Origin of the sequence: Pectobacterium wasabiae CFBP 3304, assembly GCF_001742185.1 — a bacterium.
Lineage (GTDB): Bacteria > Pseudomonadota > Gammaproteobacteria > Enterobacterales > Enterobacteriaceae > Pectobacterium > Pectobacterium wasabiae.
Genome location: NZ_CP015750.1, coordinates 4,291,075 through 4,312,886, shown reverse-complemented (window position 1 = coordinate 4,312,886; position 21,812 = coordinate 4,291,075). Strand labels below are relative to the sequence as shown.

14 protein-coding genes and 2 pseudogenes are annotated in these 21,812 nt (G+C 53.1%); all 16 read left to right on the top strand.

Annotated features, from left to right (window positions below; all coding sequences use genetic code 11):
- Positions 1-13: 13 nt before the first annotated feature.
- The 16 genes and pseudogenes from A7983_RS19635 (at position 14) to A7983_RS19560 (ending at position 21,788) form a co-directional block, all read left to right on the top strand.
- Positions 14-829 carry a type VI secretion system accessory protein TagJ gene (locus tag A7983_RS19635; RefSeq protein WP_005974349.1) on the top strand — a complete coding sequence of 272 codons (816 nt, stop codon included), beginning with the start codon at positions 14-16 and terminating at the stop codon, positions 827-829.
- Complete coding sequence (gene tssE / locus A7983_RS19630) at positions 826-1,401, top strand: type VI secretion system baseplate subunit TssE (RefSeq protein ID WP_005974351.1); 576 nt, start codon at positions 826-828, stop codon at positions 1,399-1,401. The genes A7983_RS19635 and tssE overlap by 4 nt, the downstream gene beginning before the upstream one ends.
- Positions 1,402-1,403: 2 nt before the next feature.
- The gene (gene tssF / locus A7983_RS19625) at positions 1,404-3,278 is read left to right on the top strand and encodes a type VI secretion system baseplate subunit TssF (protein WP_005974353.1); all 1,875 of its coding nucleotides are present in this window, start codon (positions 1,404-1,406) and stop codon (positions 3,276-3,278) included.
- Positions 3,275-4,324, top strand: coding sequence for a type VI secretion system baseplate subunit TssG (tssG, locus tag A7983_RS19620; RefSeq protein ID WP_005974354.1), 1,050 nt, complete (start codon positions 3,275-3,277; stop codon positions 4,322-4,324). The genes tssF and tssG overlap by 4 nt, the downstream gene beginning before the upstream one ends.
- 54 nt (positions 4,325-4,378) lie before the next feature.
- Complete coding sequence (gene tssH, locus A7983_RS19615; RefSeq protein WP_005974356.1) at positions 4,379-6,988, top strand: type VI secretion system ATPase TssH; 2,610 nt, start codon at positions 4,379-4,381, stop codon at positions 6,986-6,988.
- Positions 6,989-7,017: 29 nt separating this feature from the next.
- A pseudogene (locus A7983_RS19610) lies at positions 7,018-8,447 on the top strand (serine/threonine protein kinase).
- Positions 8,448-8,464: 17 nt separating this feature from the next.
- The gene (locus tag A7983_RS19605) at positions 8,465-10,672 is read left to right on the top strand and encodes a type VI secretion system Vgr family protein (RefSeq protein WP_069704155.1); all 2,208 of its coding nucleotides are present in this window, start codon (positions 8,465-8,467) and stop codon (positions 10,670-10,672) included.
- A gap of 8 nt (positions 10,673-10,680) precedes the next feature.
- Entirely contained in the window at positions 10,681-11,061 is a 381-nt protein-coding gene (locus A7983_RS19600) for a hypothetical protein (protein ID WP_005974624.1), read from the top strand.
- Between the two features lie 687 nt (positions 11,062-11,748).
- Positions 11,749-14,289 (top strand): DUF2169 family type VI secretion system accessory protein, encoded by a 2,541-nt coding sequence (locus A7983_RS19595; protein WP_005974622.1) that lies wholly within the window; start codon positions 11,749-11,751, stop codon positions 14,287-14,289.
- Positions 14,286-15,356, top strand: a complete 1,071-nt coding sequence (locus A7983_RS19590; protein WP_005974619.1) for a pentapeptide repeat-containing protein — start codon at positions 14,286-14,288, stop codon at positions 15,354-15,356. Before A7983_RS19595 ends, A7983_RS19590 begins: the two co-directional genes overlap by 4 nt.
- A 12-nt stretch (positions 15,357-15,368) precedes the next feature.
- Entirely contained in the window at positions 15,369-15,974 is a 606-nt protein-coding gene (locus A7983_RS19585) for a DUF3540 domain-containing protein (RefSeq protein WP_005974616.1), read from the top strand.
- 9 nt (positions 15,975-15,983) lie between these two features.
- A complete protein-coding gene (locus A7983_RS19580; protein WP_005974613.1) occupies positions 15,984-16,394 on the top strand; it encodes a DUF4150 domain-containing protein in 411 nt (136 codons plus the stop codon).
- Positions 16,395-16,441: 47 nt separating this feature from the next.
- Positions 16,442-18,580 (top strand): type VI secretion system Vgr family protein, encoded by a 2,139-nt coding sequence (locus A7983_RS19575; RefSeq protein ID WP_069704154.1) that lies wholly within the window; start codon positions 16,442-16,444, stop codon positions 18,578-18,580.
- Between the two features lie 2 nt (positions 18,581-18,582).
- Positions 18,583-19,737 carry a DUF2169 family type VI secretion system accessory protein gene (locus tag A7983_RS19570; protein WP_005974533.1) on the top strand — a complete coding sequence of 385 codons (1,155 nt, stop codon included), beginning with the start codon at positions 18,583-18,585 and terminating at the stop codon, positions 19,735-19,737.
- Positions 19,730-21,027, top strand: a pseudogene (locus A7983_RS19565) (PAAR-like domain-containing protein). Before A7983_RS19570 ends, A7983_RS19565 begins: the two are co-directional and overlap by 8 nt.
- An 11-nt stretch (positions 21,028-21,038) precedes the next feature.
- On the top strand, positions 21,039-21,788 hold the full coding sequence (locus A7983_RS19560) for an ankyrin repeat domain-containing protein (protein WP_051983894.1): 750 nt from the start codon (positions 21,039-21,041) through the stop codon (positions 21,786-21,788).
- Positions 21,789-21,812 lie beyond the last annotated feature (24 nt).

Genomic DNA, 21,812 nt, shown 5'->3' with positions numbered 1-21,812 from the left:
AAAAGGAGTTTGCATGGAGTCGTTACAACAGCGTCTGGCGAGTCGTTCATTGGCCGATAATCTTGCGGAAATCATGCGCCAGATTCAGTCCACCCCGGCCAATGCCGATTTGCGAGCCGCCTTTGTGCAACTGCTGTGTTTGGCAGGCAATTGGACGCGTGCGCAAACTCAACTGCAATCCTGGCTAGCCTTAACGCCACTGGCGCAGCCTACGGTAACCTTACTGCAGCAGGCAATTGCCGGTGAACAACAGCGTGAAGCGGTGCTGCGCGGCGAGGCGGAACCGCAGTTGTCAGGCAGCGCCTGGCGCTGGTGTGAAACCCTGCTGGCTGCACTGCGTGCCGATATCACGGGCGATGGCGTGCGCGGCGCTAAGTGGCGTACCGAGGCGCTGGATCAGGCTGACGCCAATCCCGGCCAACTGCAACAGCAGGATGAGATAACGGACTTCGCTTGGCTGATGGACGGTGACAGTCGTTTCGGTCCGGTATGCGAAGCTATCAGTAACGGTCGTTATTACTGGATCCCGTTTGCTGCTATTCGTGAGATGGTATTCCAGGCTCCGGCTAGCGTCACAGACCTTATTTGGCGTCACACACGCATACAACTGGTGGATGGCAGCGAACAGATTTGTCAGATCCCGGTGCGTTATCCTTTACAGCAGGGCGCGGACGAGCGCTATCTGCGCGCCAGCGTTACCGAATGGCAGACGCTGGGCGAAGAGGATGGTCAGTTCATCGGCAACGGCCAGAAAGTATGGCTGAGCGACAGTGCTGAATTCCCGCTGCTGGCGCTGCGACAAATCACCTTTAACGCGAGCCGCCGATGAGCAGTGATAAGCGCTCGCACAACGATGGCCATGCACAGTTGTATGGCGGCTTCCGCGCACGTAGAAATCGCGATGTGTTAACCACGCGTGACAAGCTGCAATCGTCGCTGCTCGATCGTCTGACCGATAATGCACCGGACAAACGTAACGAAGCCAGCAGCAACACGTTGATCTCGCACAGTGCGCTGCGTCGTCACGTACTGCGAGATCTGCAGTGGTTGTTCAACACCATCAACAACGAAGCACAGCAGGATCTCAGCGAATTCGGCGAAGTACAGTGCTCGGTGTGGAATTTCGGTGTGGCACCGCTGTCTGGGCAGAACATCTCGGACATCGAATGGCAGGATATACAGCGCAAAATGACTGACGCCATCCTGCATTTTGAGCCACGCATTCTGCCGCAAGGCTTGCAGGTACGCTGCGTCAGCGACATGACATCACTCAGCCTGCACAACGTGTTATCGATTGAGATTAAGGGCCGCCTGTGGTGCGTGCCTTATCCACTGGAGTTTCTGTTCCGCACCCAGGTTGAGCTGGAGAGCGGCCACTTCGAACTACAGGATGCCGGATAATCATGGACAGCAAACTGCTCGATTACTACAACCGTGAGCTCGCTTATCTGCGCGAGATGGGCGCGGAGTTTGCCGCGCGCTATCCCAAAGTGGCCGGGCGTCTGGGTATGCGAGGGATCGATGTCGCTGACCCTTACGTTGAGCGAATGATGGAAGGTTTCGCCTTCCTTACCTCGCGCGTTCAATTGAAAATGGATGCTGAGTTTCCGCGTTTTTCGCAGCGCATGCTGGAAATGATCGCACCTGGCTACTTATCGCCGACGCCGTCAATGGCCATTGCCCAATTGACGCCAGACACGCAAAAAGGTGACATCAGCAATGGTTTCCTCGTGCCACGCGGCACCATGATGGAAAGCCAAAATCTAAAAAAAAGCGGTGTCACCTGCAGCTATACCACGGCACATGACGTGATGTTGCAACCGTTACGCATCAGCGATGTCTCGCTCGGCGGTGTGCCGGCTGATATCCCCCTGGGTGAGCTAAAACTGAGCGGCATCGATGCCGCCAGTGCATTGCGGATCCGTATTGAATGTGAAGGCGTGTCATCATTAGACCAGCTCAAGTTGGATGATGTCATGCTGTACCTGAGTGGCCCGGACATTCAGGCGCTGAAGCTGTTGGAGTTGTTGATGCAGCATCGTGTCGGCATCCTGCTGCAATCCGTGGAAAAAAAGCCGCTGCGCCGGGTATTAAGTGATGCTGCGCTACAGCAGGAAGGGTTTGCACCAGAGCAGGCGCTGCTGCCAGACGACCTGCGTAATTTCGATGGGTATCGCCTGCTGCAGGAGTATTTTGCTTTTCCTGTCCGTTTCCAGTTCATCAGTTTACGGCAGTTGGCACCGTTCATTCGCTGCTGTGGCAACGCCCAAGCTTTTGAAATTATTATCCTGCTGGATAAAGCCGACAGCGCGCTAGAGAGTGTGGTGGATGCCAGTCATCTGGCGTTACATTGCACCCCTGTCATTAATCTGTTCCCGAAAACTGCTGAACGTTTAAAGGTCAGCGACAGCCAACACGAGTACCACGTGGTGGTCGATAATATCCGTCCACTGGATTATGAAGTGCATTCGGTTCAGCGACTGTTTGCCACGGTGGAAGGGAAACGAGAGGAGCAGATTTTCCGCTCTTTCTGGAGCACCTTCAGTGGCGATGGCAGCGATTACGGCGCCTATTTCTCGCTGCGGCGTGAGCAGCGCACGCTGTCCGAACAAGCGCAGCGCTATGGCACACGCACTGGCTACATCGGTTCGGAAGTTTTCCTGTCGCTGGTCGATGAGCACCACACGCCGTGGCGCGATGACCTGCGGTATCTATCGGCGGACGTGATGTGTACCAGTCGTGATTTACCACTCATGCTATTACAGCAGGATCAGGGCAACTTCGTGATGCCAGATTCGATCCCGGTGGGGCAGTTGACGCTGTGTAAAGGCCCCACACCGCCGCGTCCGGCGTTAGCAGAAGGCCTCTCATCCTGGCGGCTGATTAGCCATTTGCAAATGAACTACCTCAGTCTGATGGACAGCGCCGACGGTGAAGGCGCTGCGGCATTGCGCCAGCTACTTAGCCTGTACGCCAACTTAGCCGATGCGCCGGTATCACGCCAAATCGAAGGTATCCGCCATTGCCAGCTCAGCACCGTCAACCGCCGTGTACCTGAACCGGGGCCTGTAGTATTTGCGCGCGGTGTCAGCATCACGCTGGAGGTTGATGAACAGGTGTTCTCCGGTGCAAGCCCGTGGCTATTTGGCAGCGTCTTGGAGCGCGTGTTCTCTCGACTGGTCGCGCTAAACAGTTTCACTGAATTCACCCTGAACAGTCAGCAGCGTGGCGAAGTCGGTTACTGGCCGCCGCGTATGGGCAAGAAGGCGTTGATATGAGTGAAGTGGCGCAAGTGATTGCGCTACAGCGGGCTACACGTCTACCGGATAATTTCTGGCAGGGGGTGATGGCGGCACCGTGGCGCTACGATCTCTTCCAGTTGCTGCGCAAGCTGGATGCGCAGTGTGGGCAGGGTTATGCGTTGGGCCGTGCGCCATTGCCGAAATTTGAAGCGGTGCGGATTGGTCAAACGCCGTCGTTGGCTTTTGCACCCGCCGCGGTAGCGGAGGTGAGCCAACGTGAGGAGGGTGAACGCCATGATATTTCCATTTATAGCTTCGGTTTGTTTGGCCCTAATGGGCCACTCCCTACGCACCTGACCGAATATGTACGCGAACGTATCGTGCATCATCAGGACCACAGTTTCGCTGCTTTTGCTGACCTATTTCATCACCGCGCCACGTTGCTGTTTTATCGCGCCTGGGCCGATGCCCAGCCCACGGTGTCTCTGGATCGCAGCGATGACCGCCGGTTTATCAATTATCTGGCGTGTTTGTCCGGTATTGGATTACCCGCTCAACAGCAGGCCACTTCACTGAGTTTGCATGCGCGTCTGATGTTGGTCGGTCACCTCAGCCGTCACGGTCACGATGCTGAAGGGCTGGTGCGTATTTTGCGCCACTACTTTGGCGTTCCGGTACAGATGGAACAGAACGTACCGCAATGGCTGGCGCTGGATAAGCGCGATCGGGCGCGATTAGGTGCAGGTCGTCAGATGCCGCGCCTTGGCGCATCGTCATTTCTCGGTATTTCGGTGCGTGATGTGCAGCACCGCTTTCGCCTGCACTTTGGCCCGCTCAGTATTGAACAGTATGCACACTTCCTGCCGGATGCGCCGGGCGCACGCGAAGTGCGTGACTGGGTGCGTCACTACCTCGGCATTGAAATGCAGTGGGATCTCAGCCTGATTCTGGCGGCTGATGACGTGCAGAGCGTGACGCTGGGCGGTAATGCCCGGCTCGGTTACACCAGTTGGCTAGGGCAAATGCCGCAGTTGCAGGATCGCGAAGATTTCATGTTTGAGGTTGAGGCGGCGGCACGCTAGTCCGATCACTTTTCCCTGTTACACCGCCAGCTTCTTTCATTTAAGAGACTCGTTATGTCAGAAATCAGCCGTGCCGTGTTATTCGGCAAACTAGATACGCTGTTATTTACCTCGCTGGAAAGCGCCACCGCCTTTTGTAAACTGCGCGGCAATCCCTATGTTGAACTGGTGCATTGGCTGCATCAGTTGATGCAACAACAAGAGGGCGATTTTCAGCGGGTCATCAGCCATTTTTCGCTGGATGAAAACGCACTGACGCGAGATATCGTTGCCGCCCTTGACCGCCTGCCACGCGGAGCGAGTGCGGTCTCCGACCTCGCTGAACACATTGATAGTGCTGTGGAGCGCGCCTGGGTTTACGCCTCGCTTAAGTATGGTGCCACACGGATCCGTGGTGGCCATCTGTTGATCGGCATGCTGAAAACCTTCAATCTCGCCAACGTGCTGAAAGGAATTTCCAACCAGTTCGCCCACATTAACGCCGATGCGCTGCTGGATCAGTTCGATACGGTACTTGGCAGCAGCAAAGAGGCGCAGCAGGCGCTAATCGCACCGCCGAGCGCAGACGGTGCCGCCCCGGTAACCAGCAATAGCACGCTGGCACAGTACGCACAGGATCTCACCGCGCGGGCGCGTGAAGGGCATATCGATCCGGTCACCGGGCGCGACGAAGAAATTCGCCAGATGGTGGATATTCTGATGCGTCGCCGGCAGAACAATCCGCTGCTGACCGGTGAGGCTGGCGTCGGTAAAACGGCGGTAGTAGAAGGACTGGCGCTACGGATTTCTACAGGCGATGTGCCAGCACCGTTGCGCGATGTGCAGTTGTGGCTGCTGGATATCGGCATACTCCAGGCCGGTGCTGGGATGAAAGGTGAATTCGAAGCGCGTTTACAGGCACTGATCAATGAAGTGCAATCCAGCCCAATACCCATTGTGCTGTTTGTTGATGAGATCCACACGCTGGTCGGCGCGGGTGGGCAGCAGGGCACAGGCGATGCCGCTAACCTGCTTAAACCGGCGTTGGCGCGCGGTCAATTGCGCACCATCGGCGCGACCACATGGGCAGAATACAAAAAATATATCGAGAAAGATCCTGCTCTGACACGTCGCTTCCAGACCGTGCAGATACAGGAACCGGATGAAGACAAAGCGATTCTGATGTTACGCGGTACTGTTAGCGCACTGGAAAAGCATCATCAGGTGCTGCTGCTGGATGAAGCGGTCAGTGCGGCGGTGAAACTGTCGCATCGCTATATTCCCGCACGTCAGTTGCCAGACAAAGCCGTTGCTCTGCTTGATACTGCTTGCGCACGGGTGGCGGTAAGCCAGAGCGCGCCGCCTGCGGCACTGGAAAATTGTTTACATCGTCTGGATGCACTGGAAATTGAAGCAGAAATTACCGAGCGTGAAACCAAAGTTGGCCTTGGTGACGCTGGGCGCCAGCAGGCGATTGCTGCCCAGCGCACGAAACTGGAAGCCGAACGTGATGCGTTGCAGCAGCGTTGGCAGAAGGAACGCGAGCTGGTTAATCAACTGATTGCGTTGTGTGGGCGTTGCGTGGTGGAAGGTGAGACGGCATTGCGCGACGAATTGGATATCGCTCGGCAGCGCTTGCGCGAGGTACAGGGCGAAACGCCGCTGCTGTTCGCGGCGGTTGATGCTGGCGTGGTTGCGGCGGTTGTGTCTGACTGGACCGGCATTCCGCTGGGTCGCATGGTAAAGAACGAGATTGATGCCGTACTCAACCTGTCTGACACCCTGAATCAACGCGTGATTGGTCAGCGTCACGGCCTGGATCTGATCGCCAAACGTGTGCGCACCGCGCGCGCGCGCCTCGACAACCCTAACAAACCGGTCGGCGTGTTTATGCTGTGCGGTCCGTCGGGCGTCGGCAAAACGGAAACTGCGTTGGCTCTGGCGGAGTCACTGTACGGCGGTGAGCAGAACGTCATCACCATCAACATGAGTGAATTTCAGGAACCGCACACCGTTTCCACGCTGAAAGGCGCGCCTCCGGGCTACGTGGGGTACGGCGAAGGCGGCGTGCTGACCGAAGCCGTGCGTCGTCGCCCATACAGCGTGGTCTTGCTGGATGAGATTGAGAAAGCGCATCCAGACGTACATGAACTTTTCTTTCAGGTGTTCGACAAAGGCTGGATGGAGGATGGCGAAGGCCGCCATATCGATTTCCGTAACACTATCATCATTCTAACCTCCAATGTCGGTACGCAGGTGATTAGTGCGTTGTGCGCCGATCCGGAACTGATGCCTGACCCTGATTCGCTCAGTGCCGCGCTGCGTAAACCGTTGTTGGAGGTGTTCCCAGCCGCGCTGCTGGGGCGTTTATTGGTCGTGCCGTATTACCCGCTGAGCGATGCGATGCTGGCGGAGATTGTGCAATTACAACTGGCACGCATTGTCCGCCGTTTGGTGGACAACCACGGCATTGAGGCTGAGATCGATGCCTCTGTGACGCACCTGATCGTACAGCGCTGCACCGAAGTTGAATCCGGTGGCCGTATGGTCGATGCCATCCTCACCAATACCCTGTTGCCGCAAATGAGCCAGATGTTGCTCAGCGCCCATGCCCGCGATGAACACTATCGTCGTATACACGTGCGCTGTGAACAGGGCGAATTTGTTTGTCAATTCGATATCTAAAGCCGTTAGTAATCAGAGAGTTCTCGAAAATGTCGGAACACGATAATCCCCGGAACGTCCCCAATGCTTTGCCACTGGGTTACCGTTTCAATGAGTTTGAAATTAAAGAAGTGATCGGTGGTGGTGGCTTTGGCATTGTCTATCGTGCCTGGGATCATCAGTTGGAGCGTGATATTGCGATCAAAGAGTTCATGCCTGCCTCGCTGGCGGTGCGCAGTGATGATCTCAATCTGGTACTACGCAGTGAGCGCTTTAGTAAAACCTTCCATGCCGGATTGAACAGCTTTATCCAGGAAGCACGTCTGCTGGCCCGCTTCAACCATCCCAACCTCCTGCATGTGTTGCGTTTCTGGGTGCAGAACGACACTGCCTATATGGGCACGGTGCTTTACAGCGGCATCACGCTCTCCACGCTGCGTGAGCGTAATCCACAGTGGGTGGATGAAGCCTGGATCCGCCGTCTGCTGCCGCCGTTGCTGGGGGCCATCAGAACTATTCACGACGCGGGTTATCTGCATCGTGATATTTCGCTGGATAACATCCAGATTCAGAGCAATGGCGCTCCGGTATTACTGGACTTCGGCTCGGCGCGTAAAACCATCGGCAACCTGTCGGATGAAAGTGAAACCATGTTACGTCCTGGCTATGCGCCGATTGAGCAGTACAGCGACAATGACGAAAGTGAACAGGGCGCGTGGACCGATATCTATGCGCTGGGAGCGGTGTTGCATGCGTTGATCACCGGTGCACCGCCGCCGGTTAGCGTGGTACGCAGCATCGAAGATAACTATCTGCCGCTGGCGTCGCGCCGTGTGCCAGGCTACTCCGTTGCGCTGTTGACAGCGGTGGATTGCGCGTTGGCGCTGAAGCCGGAGGATCGAACGCAAAGCATCGATGCTTTTGCCAAACTTATCGCGTTACCGGAGCGCGAACCCGAGCTGTTTGACACCGAAATCAGCGAGCCGGGCACCATGTTGGTACTGGTAGACAACGTAGTCGACGCCGAGCCGGTATCGCGAGTGACATCGTTGCTGCGCCATCGCTTTGCGCTTCCTGGGCTGGTTGCGGCGGGCGTATTGGTTGGCCTGTGCGTCGGTATGCTGATGTCGGGCGGCACTGAGCGGATGGCTCCGCCGGAAACCGTGCAAAACAGCGCGCCAGTGGCCCCCCTGAACCCCAAGCGCCGGCAGAACAACCTGCTGCGCCCGTGCAAGCTCAGATTACGCCGCGCGCACCCGAACCAGTATGGGTTGCGCAGGTGTACATCAAGCTACAGCAAGGAGAACGCGTTGAGGTTAACGGCAAACCGCAGGCGCTGGTTCCTGCCACGAATGGCTTCGCCACGCTGCAACTGGCCCCGGGCAACTACATTTTCGCCATCAGCGGTCAAGGCGGCACGCGTGAGCAAACCTTGCAGATTAGTCAGGAAGGCGTCTGGTTGCTCGATCCCCACAGTTAATCGTCAGGAATCTACTTATGTTCTCACGCATCACCGCGCAGTTGCCGATGGACGGCCTGCTGTTCTGGAAACTCTCGGGTACCGAGACGTTATCTCACTCATTTGTGCTGACCGCCGAACTGCTTGCCACCGACGCACGGATTGACCGACATGCGCTGTTGGGCCAGCCGGTCACGTTTACATTGCCGACGCAGAGCCTGCTGAACCCGCGTTACCTCAACGGTAAAATCACCCGGGTCGCGGTGCGTAGCGAAGAGTTGGGCGGTACGCGCTACGCGGTATACACGCTGACGGTGGAGTCGGACCTGTGGCCGATGCGGCGTGACCGCAACCTGCGCATCTTCCAGAGTCAGACGGTGCCACAGATAGTGCAGACGTTGCTGAAGGAGTACGGGGTAAACGTGGAGATGCGCTTATCGGGCAGCTACCGGGTGTGGGAGTACTGTGTGCAGTATCAGGAGAGCAGCCTGGACTTTATCAGCCGGCTGATGGAGCTGGAGGGGATTTATTACTGGTTCCGCCACGAGCAGGAGCGTCACACGCTGGTGCTGTGCGATGCAACGGACCAGCACAAGGCCTTTCCCGGCTACGAGACGATGACGTACCACGTGACACCGTCGGGTGGCAGCGTGACAGAAGAGGGGATCAGCCAGTGGTCGCTGGCAGAGAGTGTCACGCCGGGGATGTACAGCACGGACGACTACGATTTCCGCAAGCCGAACGCGTGGATGCTACAGGCGCGGCAGAACCCGGCGTCGCCGACGCCGGGCTCGGTGGATGTGTACGACTGGCCGGGTCATTTTGTGGACCACAGCCACGGCGAGTTTTACACGCGTATCCGTCAGGAGGTGTGGCAGGTGGAGCACCACAGCGTGAGCGGATCGGGCACGGCGACGGGCATTGCGCCAGGGTTTACCTTCGGTCTCCTTAACGCGCCACATTTTAGCGACAACGGCGAGTATCTGGTGACGTCGGCGACGTATGCGTTTGAGGAAAACAGTTACGCCAGCGGTGGAGGTGGGGGGGCGAGGCACAACATCGCGTTCACGGTATTGCCCGCGTCGGTGACGTTCCGGGCGGAACCGACGACGGCGTGGCCGAAAACGCACGGCCCGCAGACGGCGAAGGTGGTGGGTCCGCAGGGGGAATCTATCTGGACGGATCGGTACGGTCGGGTGAAGGTGAAGTTCCACTGGGACCGGCTGGCGAAGGGTGACGACACCAGCTCGTGCTGGGTACGCGTTTCGAGTGCGTGGGCGGGTCAGGGATTTGGTGGCGTGCAGATCCCGCGGGTGGGCGATGAAGTGGTGGTGGACTTCATCAATGGTGACCCTGATCGCCCGCTGATCATCGGCCGGGTGTACAACGAAGCGAGCATGCCGCCGTGGAATCTCCCCGAAGATGCGACACGTATGGGTTTTATGACGCGGAGCAAAGACGGGCATAATGACAACTCCAGCTTCCTGTTCTTTGAGGATAAGTCGGGTGGTGAACTGCTCAATATGCATGCTGAGAAGGACATGAGCATCTCAGTGGAGAATGACAATACCATCGCCATTGAAGGTTGTTGCACGACCACTATCGGCAAAGAACAGAGTGATAAAGTAGCCGGTGATGCCACGTTCCATTACAAGCAAAAGCGGACGACAACGGTTGATGATGCTGAGATTAATACATTTAATAATGGTGAATTTACAACTATAAAAAATGGACGTACTTTAAAAATAACAAGCGGCGGAGACGAAATATCAATTAATGGTGATAAAAACACTCGAATTGAAGGTGATGAAAAACGTGAACTTTCAGGTGATTTAAACGAGGAAATTGAAGGTGACGTTGTTGTTAACATTAATGGTAACTGGGATCAGACTGTCGTGTCGGGAAAAATTAATATTTTTAGCCCTAATGAGATTTTTATTAAGAGTGGTAAAAAAGTAAGCATAGAAGCGCCTTCGAGTTGGGTAAAAACTGCGCTTCATTCTTTTTCTATGACTGGATTTAATGAAAGTGTTACTGGAAATAGTGTTTCATTTACTGGAAATAATATCAGTGGGGCAGGAGTAAGTTCTTCGTTCACCACAGTCAGTAATAGCCTTACCGCCTTAAGTAACTCAAGTGCGTTGGTTAGTTATTCGATAAAAACCATTGATAATAGGCGCTCAATCACTAAAATTGAAGACTCTCTTCAAAATTTAGTGATTAGTGCAATACATTTATTTATATGAAGGTAAAAATGAATTTTTTAACTGAAACGCCGTTCATTGTCGGCATTGCAATGACTTTTTTGAGTTTTTTTATCGTAATATCTTTATTTAAACCGAATAAAAATGAACTGTTAGGAATCAAAAATTGGAAAACGCGAGATAAATGGCAAGGCACAACTGTCACAACTGAAATAAAGTCCTGGTCACAAACCGAAACTAAATATGGGAATGATTTTTTTTATAACTTTGACTTTCCTATTTATTTAAACGGAAAGGAAAAGCTTTATACAGCTAAAGGATTGGTCAGGCCGAATGATATCCACAAACTAAGAAAAGGTATGGAGGTTGTCGTCAAATATAACGAAGATAGTCCACCTAAAGTTGCTGTTATTGATGTGATATATAAATAGGTATAACTTCATAATTTCGGGGTTTTACTGTGTGTTTATTTCCCTGCCATAACGTTTCTTAGATTCTATTCATTACTTTAGATCTGAGAGGCGGCATGGTGGGTTTAAATGATTTTTAATGAGGTTTGCGAATTTTATTGGCACAAACTTCATCAGTAATTTTAATGTGAGAGAGTATATTTATAGATGATAGTGTTGCATTGTAAATAAATGTAATAGAGTCTTTATTGTAAAATTCGTCTATTTACTTACTTCATGTTACTGTTTGGAAAATATTATCATGAACTTTATGTTGGAACACACTGCTGTATTATTGGTGATATTCGCATTGATAACAACATTTGCAAGTCTTAAAGGTCTAAAGGGACAAAAAAAGAATATCATACAGATTCAACAATGGCTTACTCGATAGTCCGGGAAAGGGGAAGTTGCACAGGGTAAGTTAAAGACATGGAAGCAAACTACAACAACGAATAACTATAATCATTATTATATTCTGACGTTTGAATCTTACTTTAGTCGTGAAATATCGATTGGTTAATCCAAAAAAGATTGCGGTACTGAGTGTCGAATTTGATTAGTAAAAATACTTATCGAAGTTATTCCCAACCACACCTTTTCTTAATGCTGGGCCAGGATCACAGGCCCGGCGTTTGTTTTATCTGTTGTTTAAAAAGGAACCCAGGCATGAAAATCATTAAGCCACTGCGCCTGAGCGTACTTAATCGGCCATTTCGTTGGCAGGGGAAAATTCATTTAGGTGTTACGGTGCTGGCGCTGGCAGATATGGGGAAGAATCCACAACTTCGTCCAGAAATGGAGCTGTGGCAGTTGGCAGCCAATGAATTGCAAACCAGCGGTGGCGTTATCGATATGGCGATTCCCAAAGTGCGTGCGGAGTTTCTGGCGACCGGTCATGCCTATACCCATCATCAACGTGACAAAACCGCCTGTGCGGCGCGGATTGAAATTGACACGCTGAGTAAATCGCTAGCGGTATTTGGCGATCGTTATTGGGTGGGGAATAAGATGACTCAGCCGCAGCCGTTTGAACAAATGAGCCTCGACTGGAGTCGCGCTTTTGGCGGAGAGGGGCATGAGGAAAACCCTTATGGTATCGGTATTCACCCTGAAGTTCATCAGGGACATGAATTCATCCGCTTACCTAATGTTGAAGCGATGACCGGGCGTTTCACCCGGCCTAAACAAATGCCTGAGCCAGCAGGTTTTGGTCCGCTGGATATCAGTTGGCCGCGGCGCTTTAGTCGCATGGGGAAAAAATATGATACCAGTTGGTTGCAGAATGATTTCCCTGGTTTTGCGCGTGATATTGACTGGAAAGTCTTTAATGCCGCCAGCCCCGATCAGTGGTGGCCGGAACGCGACACGTTACCGCAACAGGCCGCATGGCGCATCTGGAATATGCATCCGGAAAAACCACTGCAGGAAGGCAAATTGCCACCGTGGCAGGCTCGCTGCTTTATCAACCGTCAGCGTAGTGATGAAACGTTGTTTGAAGAGATTGCGCTACGCGCCACCACGGTGTGGTTTTTCCCCCATCTGGAGCAGATGGTGCTGCTCTGGCAGGGAAATACTCGTATCAATGAAGACGATGCCGCTGATGTTTTGCAACTTATACCTACCCTGGAAATACAGGATGCACCGAGATCGGTAAATCACTACCACACCGTGCTCACACAGCGCATGGATAAAGAGAAGGGCGCGCTGTTCTCTTTCCGCGAAAAAGATTTGATCCCAGAAGGAATAATTGGTCCTTGGATTGATAGCGAAGTGCAACAAGCTCCAAGCCCGATGCGAGAAAACATGCAAAATCGCGCAACGCTGTTACGTGAGCAGCACCGGGCGCGCCTAGAGGCGACAGGCGGAGAGGTTGGCGATTTGCTTAAAGATTTCAATGAACCTGAGCTGCCGAAGTTGGAAGATCTGCCGGAGTTTATCGAAAAAATGGAGCAGCAGGCACAGGAGATGCAAGAGCAGGCGGAGCAACGTAAACGCGATCTGGAAGAAAAATATCCGAAAATACAAAGTGATGAGCACCAGCCTCGTGGTCCGGAAACGATGTTTAGCATGCAGGAAATACTGCACCGCAATAAAGACAGCCTGAGTGATAAAAAACTGGCGCAAAGCCGCGATGCGCTGCACCAGATGTACCTGATGTCCGTTAGCAGTCAGCCACCGGCTCGCCGTCTCAAAGGCGATCTGGCACAGATTATCCGCCAGCGGGCTGAACGTACTCTAGCGCAGGGGGGCTGCTTCAGCGGTATGGATCTGACTGGTGCTGATTTTTCTGGTATGGATCTGCGCGGCGCAGATTTCAGCAAAGCGCTGCTGGAGTGTGCAGATTTGAGTAATTGTAAACTGGACGGAGCTAACTTCCATAGTGCGATGCTGTCGCGCACTGAACTGCATAATACATCACTTTGTGGCTGTAATTTTGAAAATGCCAGCCTCGCACTGGCACAGTGCTGTCACAGCGATTTTTCCGGAGCGCACTTTAAAAATACGCAGTTACAGGAAGCATTGTTTGATGATTGCACATTTGCCGAGGCGACCTTTACCGAATTGCTATTCCGTGAGACCTGGTTTACCCAGTGCCGTTTTTACCGCGCCATGCTTAATGCCTGCATCTTTATGGAACTCAGCCTGCCTGGTCTCGATTTTTCAGATGCAAAGCTCACCAAAACTACGTTTCTTAAATCCACGCTTGAACGGGGCATCTTTAACGGCGCCCTGCTGGATAGTTGTTCATGGGTGGAGACTCAGGCGAATGAGGCGCGTTTTGTGGGGGCGACTTGGTTAACCAGCGCAGTGGCTTCGGGCAGTTCAATGAATGGCGCAGATTTTACACAAGCAACGTTGCGGCAAAGCAATCTGCGTCAGGCCTCGCTTATAGGTGCAGTATTTGCGCGGGCAAAACTGGAGAATAGCGATCTGAGTGAGGCTGATTGCCAGCAAACGAATTTCCAGCGCGCCAATCTGGCTGGCAGTTTGTTTGTGCGTACCGATTTCCGCGAGGCGAATTTCACCGATGCGAATCTGATGGGGGCACTATTGCAAAAGAGCCAGTTAAGCGGGGCAAACTTTCGCGGTGCCAATCTGTTCCGCGCCGATCTTTCCCAAGCGTTTACCAGCAATACCACGCAGCTTGATGGGGCCTGGACGAAACGCATCAAAATCCTGCCAAAGCGTGATGGAGAAATCGTATGACAGCGCTCAGTGCAGCAGAGTTGCAGCAGCGAATTAAACAAGGCGAAGCGATCAGCGAATGCATGCTGGATGGACTGGATTTACACGGATGCGATCTTTCAGGTGGTGTTTTTCAGGAAGTATCGTTAATGGGTGCCAACTTACAGGGCGCAAATCTGAAGGAGTCGGTGTTTACCGAATGCCAGTTTTCTCGGGCTAATCTATGCAACGCACAGCTTGAGCACACGGTGTTTAATCAGTGCGAAATGAAAGCGTTAATCGTCAACGACACTCGGTTAAACGAATCCGTTTTTAACCAGTGCGAACTCACCGGCAGCGATTTCTCGCGCAGCACGTTATTTACTATGCAGTTTATGCGCTGCCCCCTCACGCAGAGCCAGTTTGTGCAGGTTCAACTTGATCGCTGCGTCTTTTTTGAATCACCACTGGATGACAGCCACTTTGATGGTTGTAAAAGTTTTTTCACTACCTTTTACGGTATTGATTTGCGCCAAACCGCGTTGAACGCGGGCGAATTTGAACGCACGGTATTTTTCAATTGCGATCAGCGCGGTAAAGACTATACGGAACAACGATTTATCGGCTGTCAGTTTACAGACTGCGCGCTGGATGACGCGCAGTTTAACGGTGCGCAACTTTCACAGTGCAATTTCAAAGGCGCTTCGCTGAAAACCGCCCAACTGAACAACGTCAATGCCAGCCAGGCACTGTTTATGGAGGCCGATCTCAGCGGTGCACAGTGTAGGAGCGGCATATTCGATCAGGCAATCTTTGTTGGTGCAACGCTGGTGCGCACTGATTTCAGCCAGAGTCGGTTTTTCCAGAGCATCCTGCAGCAGGTGAACGCTTCGCAGGCGCTCTTCACTCTCAGCGATCTCACTTACAGTGACTTTTCCGCGGCAGATTTGCGCATGGCTGACCTGCGCGGTGCGACTTTTTCCCGCACGCGTATGCACCGGGCGCGTCAGGAGAACGCGAAGTTCTCAGGTCGCCAGGGCATCCTTGAATTTGATGAAGAACTATTGGCAGCCGAGGCCTGGAGCACACAGCGCCAGAGCCGTAGTTGAGGAAAATAAGCAATGAATAATGTTAATCATAAACTGGCGCAGGCCATCTTACCGCCGGTACAAGCGTCTGGTGTTGTGACTCACTGCTTTGCCGATGGTAGCCTGACCGTTGAGTACGAAGGACGTGGCTGGCATTGCCGTCGCGCTGCGAGTTGCGTTATTGCGCCACAGACTGGCGACATGGTGATAGTCACCCGCACTGAAAACCAGATCTGGTTGTTGGTGGTGCTAGAGCGCGCTAATCCGCAAAAGGCAGAACTGAACGTGCCAGGTGATTTACACATTCACAGTGCGGGTGAACTGAGCTTTAGTAGTGCCGCGCTGCGTGTCAGCGCCGATCAGGGCGATTGCCATATCAGTGATATGAATTACAGCGGCGAGAAGCTCTCGGCCTGGGTAAGTCTTTCACGCATCGTCGGCAAACGTGCGGAATCGGTATGGCAGACCATTACGCAGATCAGCCACAACCTGCGGCGAACAACTCGCAATACCGAGCAGGTGCGTGCCGGACAACTCGATATGAAAGCAGATGATTATGCACGTTTGCACGCGCACAACATGGTGATCACCTCAAAAGCGATTACTAAGGTCGACTCTGAACAGATCCACATGGGTTAAGGATTAACGATGTTTGCAAACTGTCAGCTTTTTGGTGTGGATTTGGCTTTCCCTGATGTTTGTCTGACGCCTACGCCTACGCCTACGCCTACGCCAGCACCTGTGCCAGTTCCTTATCCGGATATCGCACTCGGACCAACCGCTATCCCAAATGCACTCAACATTCTATTTATGGGCATGCCCGCACATAACATGGCGACGGTAACGCCACTGACTAACGGTGACAACCCCGGGGTGGCAACGGGTGTGGCATCAGGCACGGTGATGGGCCCATCCCGGCATCTTACCGGTTCGTTCACGGTGTTGCTCAAAGGGACACCCGCCACCCGTCTAACCAGTATGAGCTTGCAAAACTCAACCAACGCTCTTGGCATGCGTATCGTTCCAAGTCAGTTCAAAGTGCTAATGCTGGCACCTTAACGCATGGCTTTCTCACGCCAATCCTTTTACTCACAGGGATGAAATCTATGTTCTCACGCATCACCGCGCAGTTGCCGATGGACGGCCTGCTGTTCTGGAAACTCTCGGGTACCGAGACGTTATCCCACTCATTTGTGCTAACCGCTGAGCTACTTGCCACCGACGCACGGATTGACCGACATGCGCTGTTGGGCCAGCCGGTCACATTTACGTTGCCGACGCAGAGCCTGCTGAGCCCGCGCTACCTCAATGGTAAAATCACCCGGGTCGCGGTGCGCAGCGAAGAGTTGGGCGGTACGCGCTACGCGGTATACACGCTGACGGTGGAGTCGGACCTGTGGCCGATGCGGCGTGACCGCAACCTGCGCATCTTCCAGAGTCAGACGGTGCCGCAGATAGTGCAGACGTTGCTGAAGGAGTACGGGGTAAACGTGGAGATGCGCTTATCGGGCAGCTACCGAGTGTGGGAGTACTGTGTGCAGTATCAGGAGAGCAGCCTGGACTTTATCAGCCGACTGATGGAGCTGGAGGGGATGTATTACTGGTTCCGCCACGAGCAGGAGCGTCACACGTTGGTGCTGTGCGACGCAACGGACCAGCACAAGGCCTTCCCCGGCTACGAGACGATGACGTACCACATGACGCCCTCGGGCGGCAGCGTGACGGAAGAGGGGATCAGCCAGTGGTCGCTGGCAGAGAGTGTCACGCCGGGGATGTACAGCACGGACGACTACGATTTCCGCAAGCCGAACGCGTGGATGCTACAGGCGCGGCAGAACCCGGCGTCGCCGACGCCGGGTTCGGTGGACGTGTACGACTGGCCGGGTCATTTTGTGGACCACAGCCACGGCGAGTTTTACACGCGTATCCGTCAGGAGGTGTGGCAAGTGGAGCACCACAGCGTGAGCGGGTCGGGCACGGCGACGGGCATTGCGCCAGGGTTTACCTTCGGCCTCCTTAACGCGCCACATTTTAGCGACAACGGCGACTATCTGGTGACGTCGGCGACGTATGCGTTTGAGGAAAACAGTTACGCCAGCGGTGGAGGTGGGGGGGCGAGGCACAACATCGCGTTCACGGTATTGCCCGCGTCGGTGACGTTCCGGGCGGAACTGACGACGGCATGGCCGAAAACGCACGGCCCGCAGACGGCGAAGGTGGTGGGTCCGCAGGGAGAATCTATCTGGACGGATCGGTACGGCCGAGTAAAGGTGAAATTCCATTGGGACCGGCTGGCCAAGGGTGACGACACTAGCTCGTGTTGGGTGCGCGTTTCGAGTGCGTGGGCGGGTCAGGGATTTGGTGGCGTGCAGATCCCGCGGGTGGGCGATGAAGTGGTGGTGGACTTCATCAACGGTGACCCGGATCGCCCGCTGATCATCGGCAGGGTGTACAACGAAGCGAGCATGCCGCCGTGGTCGTTGCCAGCAGCGGCGACGCAGATGGGTTTTATGAGCCGGTCGAAAGACGGCACGGCGGATACGGCGAACGCGCTGCGCTTTGAGGACAAGGCGGGTGAAGAGCAGGTGTGGCTGCAGGCCCAGAAAAACATGGATACGCATGTCAAGAATGACGAAACCCACTCGACGGACAGTAATCGCACTAAAACCATTGGTGGCAATGAAACGACCAAGGTGAAAAAGAACCGCACCGAAACAGTCGATCAAAATGAGACCCTCACCATCCATCAGAACCGAACCGAAACCGTAGACGGCAACGAAACTATCACCGTGCACAGCAACCGCACTGAAACGGTCGATCAGAACGAAAGCGTGCGTATTGGTCAGAATCAGTCAGTCACGGTTAACGGCAATCAGATGCTTAAAGTCGATCAGGCGAAGACCGAGACGATTGCGCTGGCATCCATGTTGAATGTTGGTCTGGCACAGAACACCAATATTGGGGCGGCTTATGTACTCAATATCGGTGCTGGCTGGATGACCAACGTGGGGGCAATGCAAATGCACAACGTTGGGATGAAATATTCCCTCAATGCCGGTCGTGATATCGGCCTCTCAGCAGGAACGTCAGCGGAGTTCAGTGCAGAGGACAAAATCACGCTGGTATGTGGCGAATCAATGATTGTGCTTGAGCAGAACGGGACCATCACCCTCAGCGCCAACAAAATTAAGTTGGTGGGAGAGAAGGTGATCGACATCGACGGAACGCAGATAGATATCAACTGATTATGGAAAATTTTACTAACTACAGCGCGTTCCCGGCGCAACTGTTTGAATCGATCGATCAACACGATCACGGCTTTAGCGTGTTGGTGGCGCGTGCCAGTTACGATCTCGATATCATCAGCGGCAAGCTTACCCTGAGTGAAGATCAAGGTGAGTTGGTCGAACAGGATGAATACTATGATGATCCAGGCATCAGCAGCGTGCGTTTTGAGAGCGATCTCGCGCCCTATAAGCCACGGCTGGATGTCGTGATCAACGGAACAGCATGGGCTCCGGAAGACAAAGCCGTGCGCCAATTCACCGTTGGTGTACGCATCGGTGATTTCACGCGTTTGCTGAATGTCTATGGTCCGCGCGAGTGGCGCAACATGGTCACCAGTTGGCAGTTGACTGAGGCTAAGCCGATCACCAGCCTCGATTTACGCTACGAATATGCGCAGGGTGGTCGCTATCGTCTAGATAAGGATGAAGTGCTGGCCTCTGCGTCAAATAGCGTGGGCATCGGCTGGTTGCCGACGAAGGCACAGAAACAGCTTAAGTTACAGCGTGTGGACGCGCCGCAGTTTGAACTGTTACCGCAGCCGATTAAACACATTGATGATGAAACTCTGCCTGCCGGATTTGGGTTTTATGGTCGGGGCTGGACACCGCGTATCGGCTTCGCCGGTACTCATGACGACGCCTGGAAGCAGCAACGTCACCCGTTTCTGCCTGAAGACTTTTGCTTCGATTACTGGTGCGGTGCGCATCCGTGGATGCAGTTCCCGCGGCCTAAACCACTGTCACATGTGCCGGTGATGCTAAAGAACCTGATATCACATCAGGAGAAATCCGGGCAGGAGATCAACTTTGCTGTGCCAGTAGAGACGCTGTTTGCATTTGTTACCACACAGCAAGGGGCTGGCGTGACCTTTGACTTGCAGTTCGATACGTTGGTGATCGATCTGCCGAGCCGAAAAGTGCATTGCAGTTACCGTGCGGTCTTCTCCGAGCAGTTAGAAGCGGCAATGACGGAGTTGCGCTTTATTGCCGTTGATGAACGCAAAGCGATGGTACAGCGTGCACAGCACCAACTTACCAACACTCAGGACGACAGTTTCACCCCTCTGCCGCCCTCACTCGCCGCGCTTATTTCACAGGAACAACGTCATGGCTGACAATTATGCCGCCCGTAGGGACGGCGTGTATAAAGTCGTGGGATTACTCCCAGATCTGTGTTTCACGCCGGGTATTCTGCCACCCGTGCCGTATCCAGTAACGGCAACACTTGCGCCATCGAAGAGCACGGTGGATAGCGTGCGCTTAAATAGTTATCCAGCGTTTGTGTATAACATCAGCTTTGTCCCCACCACTATCGGTGATGCAGCCGGGCGCAATAAAGGCGTAGTCAGCGGCACGGTAGAGGGCGACTGCTGGTCGATAGAACACAGCCCGGATACTTATATTGGTGGTTTCCCCATCAATCGGGTACAGGACATCTTTGCCATGAATGGCAAAGCCAAAGGGGGGCGCGGCGGTAGCCTGACGAAGAAAGAGACCTGGGAGCGACGCAAGGCGCTGATTGCGAAAGGAAAGCAGAGCAAAGACCCGAAAGTTGTCGAGGCCGCTCAACGGCTGGAGCAAAACAATACTGGGATGGAGAAGGCCAGATTGGCTGACTATGTTTATGAACCACGCGATCCTAGTAAACCTATGCCGGAAATCCCAGAAGGCTGGAAGGATATCAGTGACGATCCCAAAGCGTTGCAAAAATATAATATTGATCCTAATGATTTAAAAATACCAGAAGAGCCAGGATTCCGTTCACGAGTTTATGAACCTGATGAAGGTGTTTTTGGCAAAGATATGTCAGCATCAGTGGTTTTTCGTGGCACGAGGATGACCGAAGCAGTTGATTGGAAAAACAATTTACAGCAAGGAGTTGGCTCTGAATCGAGTTATTATCGTCAAGCCATAAATATTGGCACAGCAGTACGACGTTCATCATCACCTATCGATTTGACCGGGCACTCTCTTGGAGGAGGGTTGGCTTCCGCCGCTTCGCGGGCGAGTGGTAACACCGGTTGGACATTCAATTCAGCGGGGTTGAAATCCTCAACGGTCAAAAAATACAGCGGCGCCCCCCCTGTAACGAAAGCTGTGGAAAATATCTCGGCATATCGTGTTAAAGGTGAAATTCTGACAAAGATTCAGGAGCCTGGTTTTTGGGGGGGACTGCGGTTATTGGCGGATTAGGCTGGGCAGGGTTTAAAACTGCTGGGCCATGGGGCGCTGTTGCCGGTGGTGCTCTTGGGCTTGGGCTGGTAATGTCTCCTTCTGCGGTTGGGACAAAGCACGATCTGGATGGCGGCGAAGGAAGTGCTGTAGATAAACATGGAATGGATCAGGTTAAACATTGCATCGAACAGGAGAAGGAGGAGGATGAAAAATTATTATCTTCAGTCTAAGGAGAAACGCGTTGAACATTTTTTTTAAAAAATTCACTCGCTATGTCGGGATAATATTTCTATTTTCGGTTTCAGGATGTAATGCAATGAATAAGTATCCACCAGAAAAATTTTTCCATGGTACCCAGTTGATGCTTGCACAGGCTATTGCGAGTGAGAACTTGCCTGAAGTGGAAAAACTTGCTCCGACTACCACATTAAATAAACCAGGGGAACAGGACATGACATTACTCTTTTTTGCTTTGCAACAGGCAAAAGGCAGAAGATCTCAACAATTAGCGATTATTCGCCAATTGGTAAAAGATGGTGCGGATCCTCTACAAGATGTACCCGATATGGGGAGTGTTGCTGAAGTCTTGGCAACATCGCCATACCCAGTTTATATGCAAGCATTGTTGGATGGCGGAATGAGTGCAAATGCAAAGATTATGGGGCGTCCAGTATTCTATCGTGCTGCTTCTGATAACACATTACCAACGCTTAAATTGATGGTGGAGAGAGGCGGTGATATTAATCAGGGTGATAGTTTAGGAAGGCCTGTATTAATGTATGCATTGGATGGAATGCAATTAGATACTGTCGAATGGTTATTAAATCATGGCTCTAACCCTAATACTGTTGAGACTAATACAGGGTGGTCGTTTATGCGCCAACTTGATGATGTTATAACACGTAATAATGGCGATACCGGTGCGACTCACAAGAAGTTGATGGACATCTTTCAGTTAGCTAAACAAAAAGGTGGTCATCCTTATCACTAAGGATGAGTATCGATTTAAAATGGA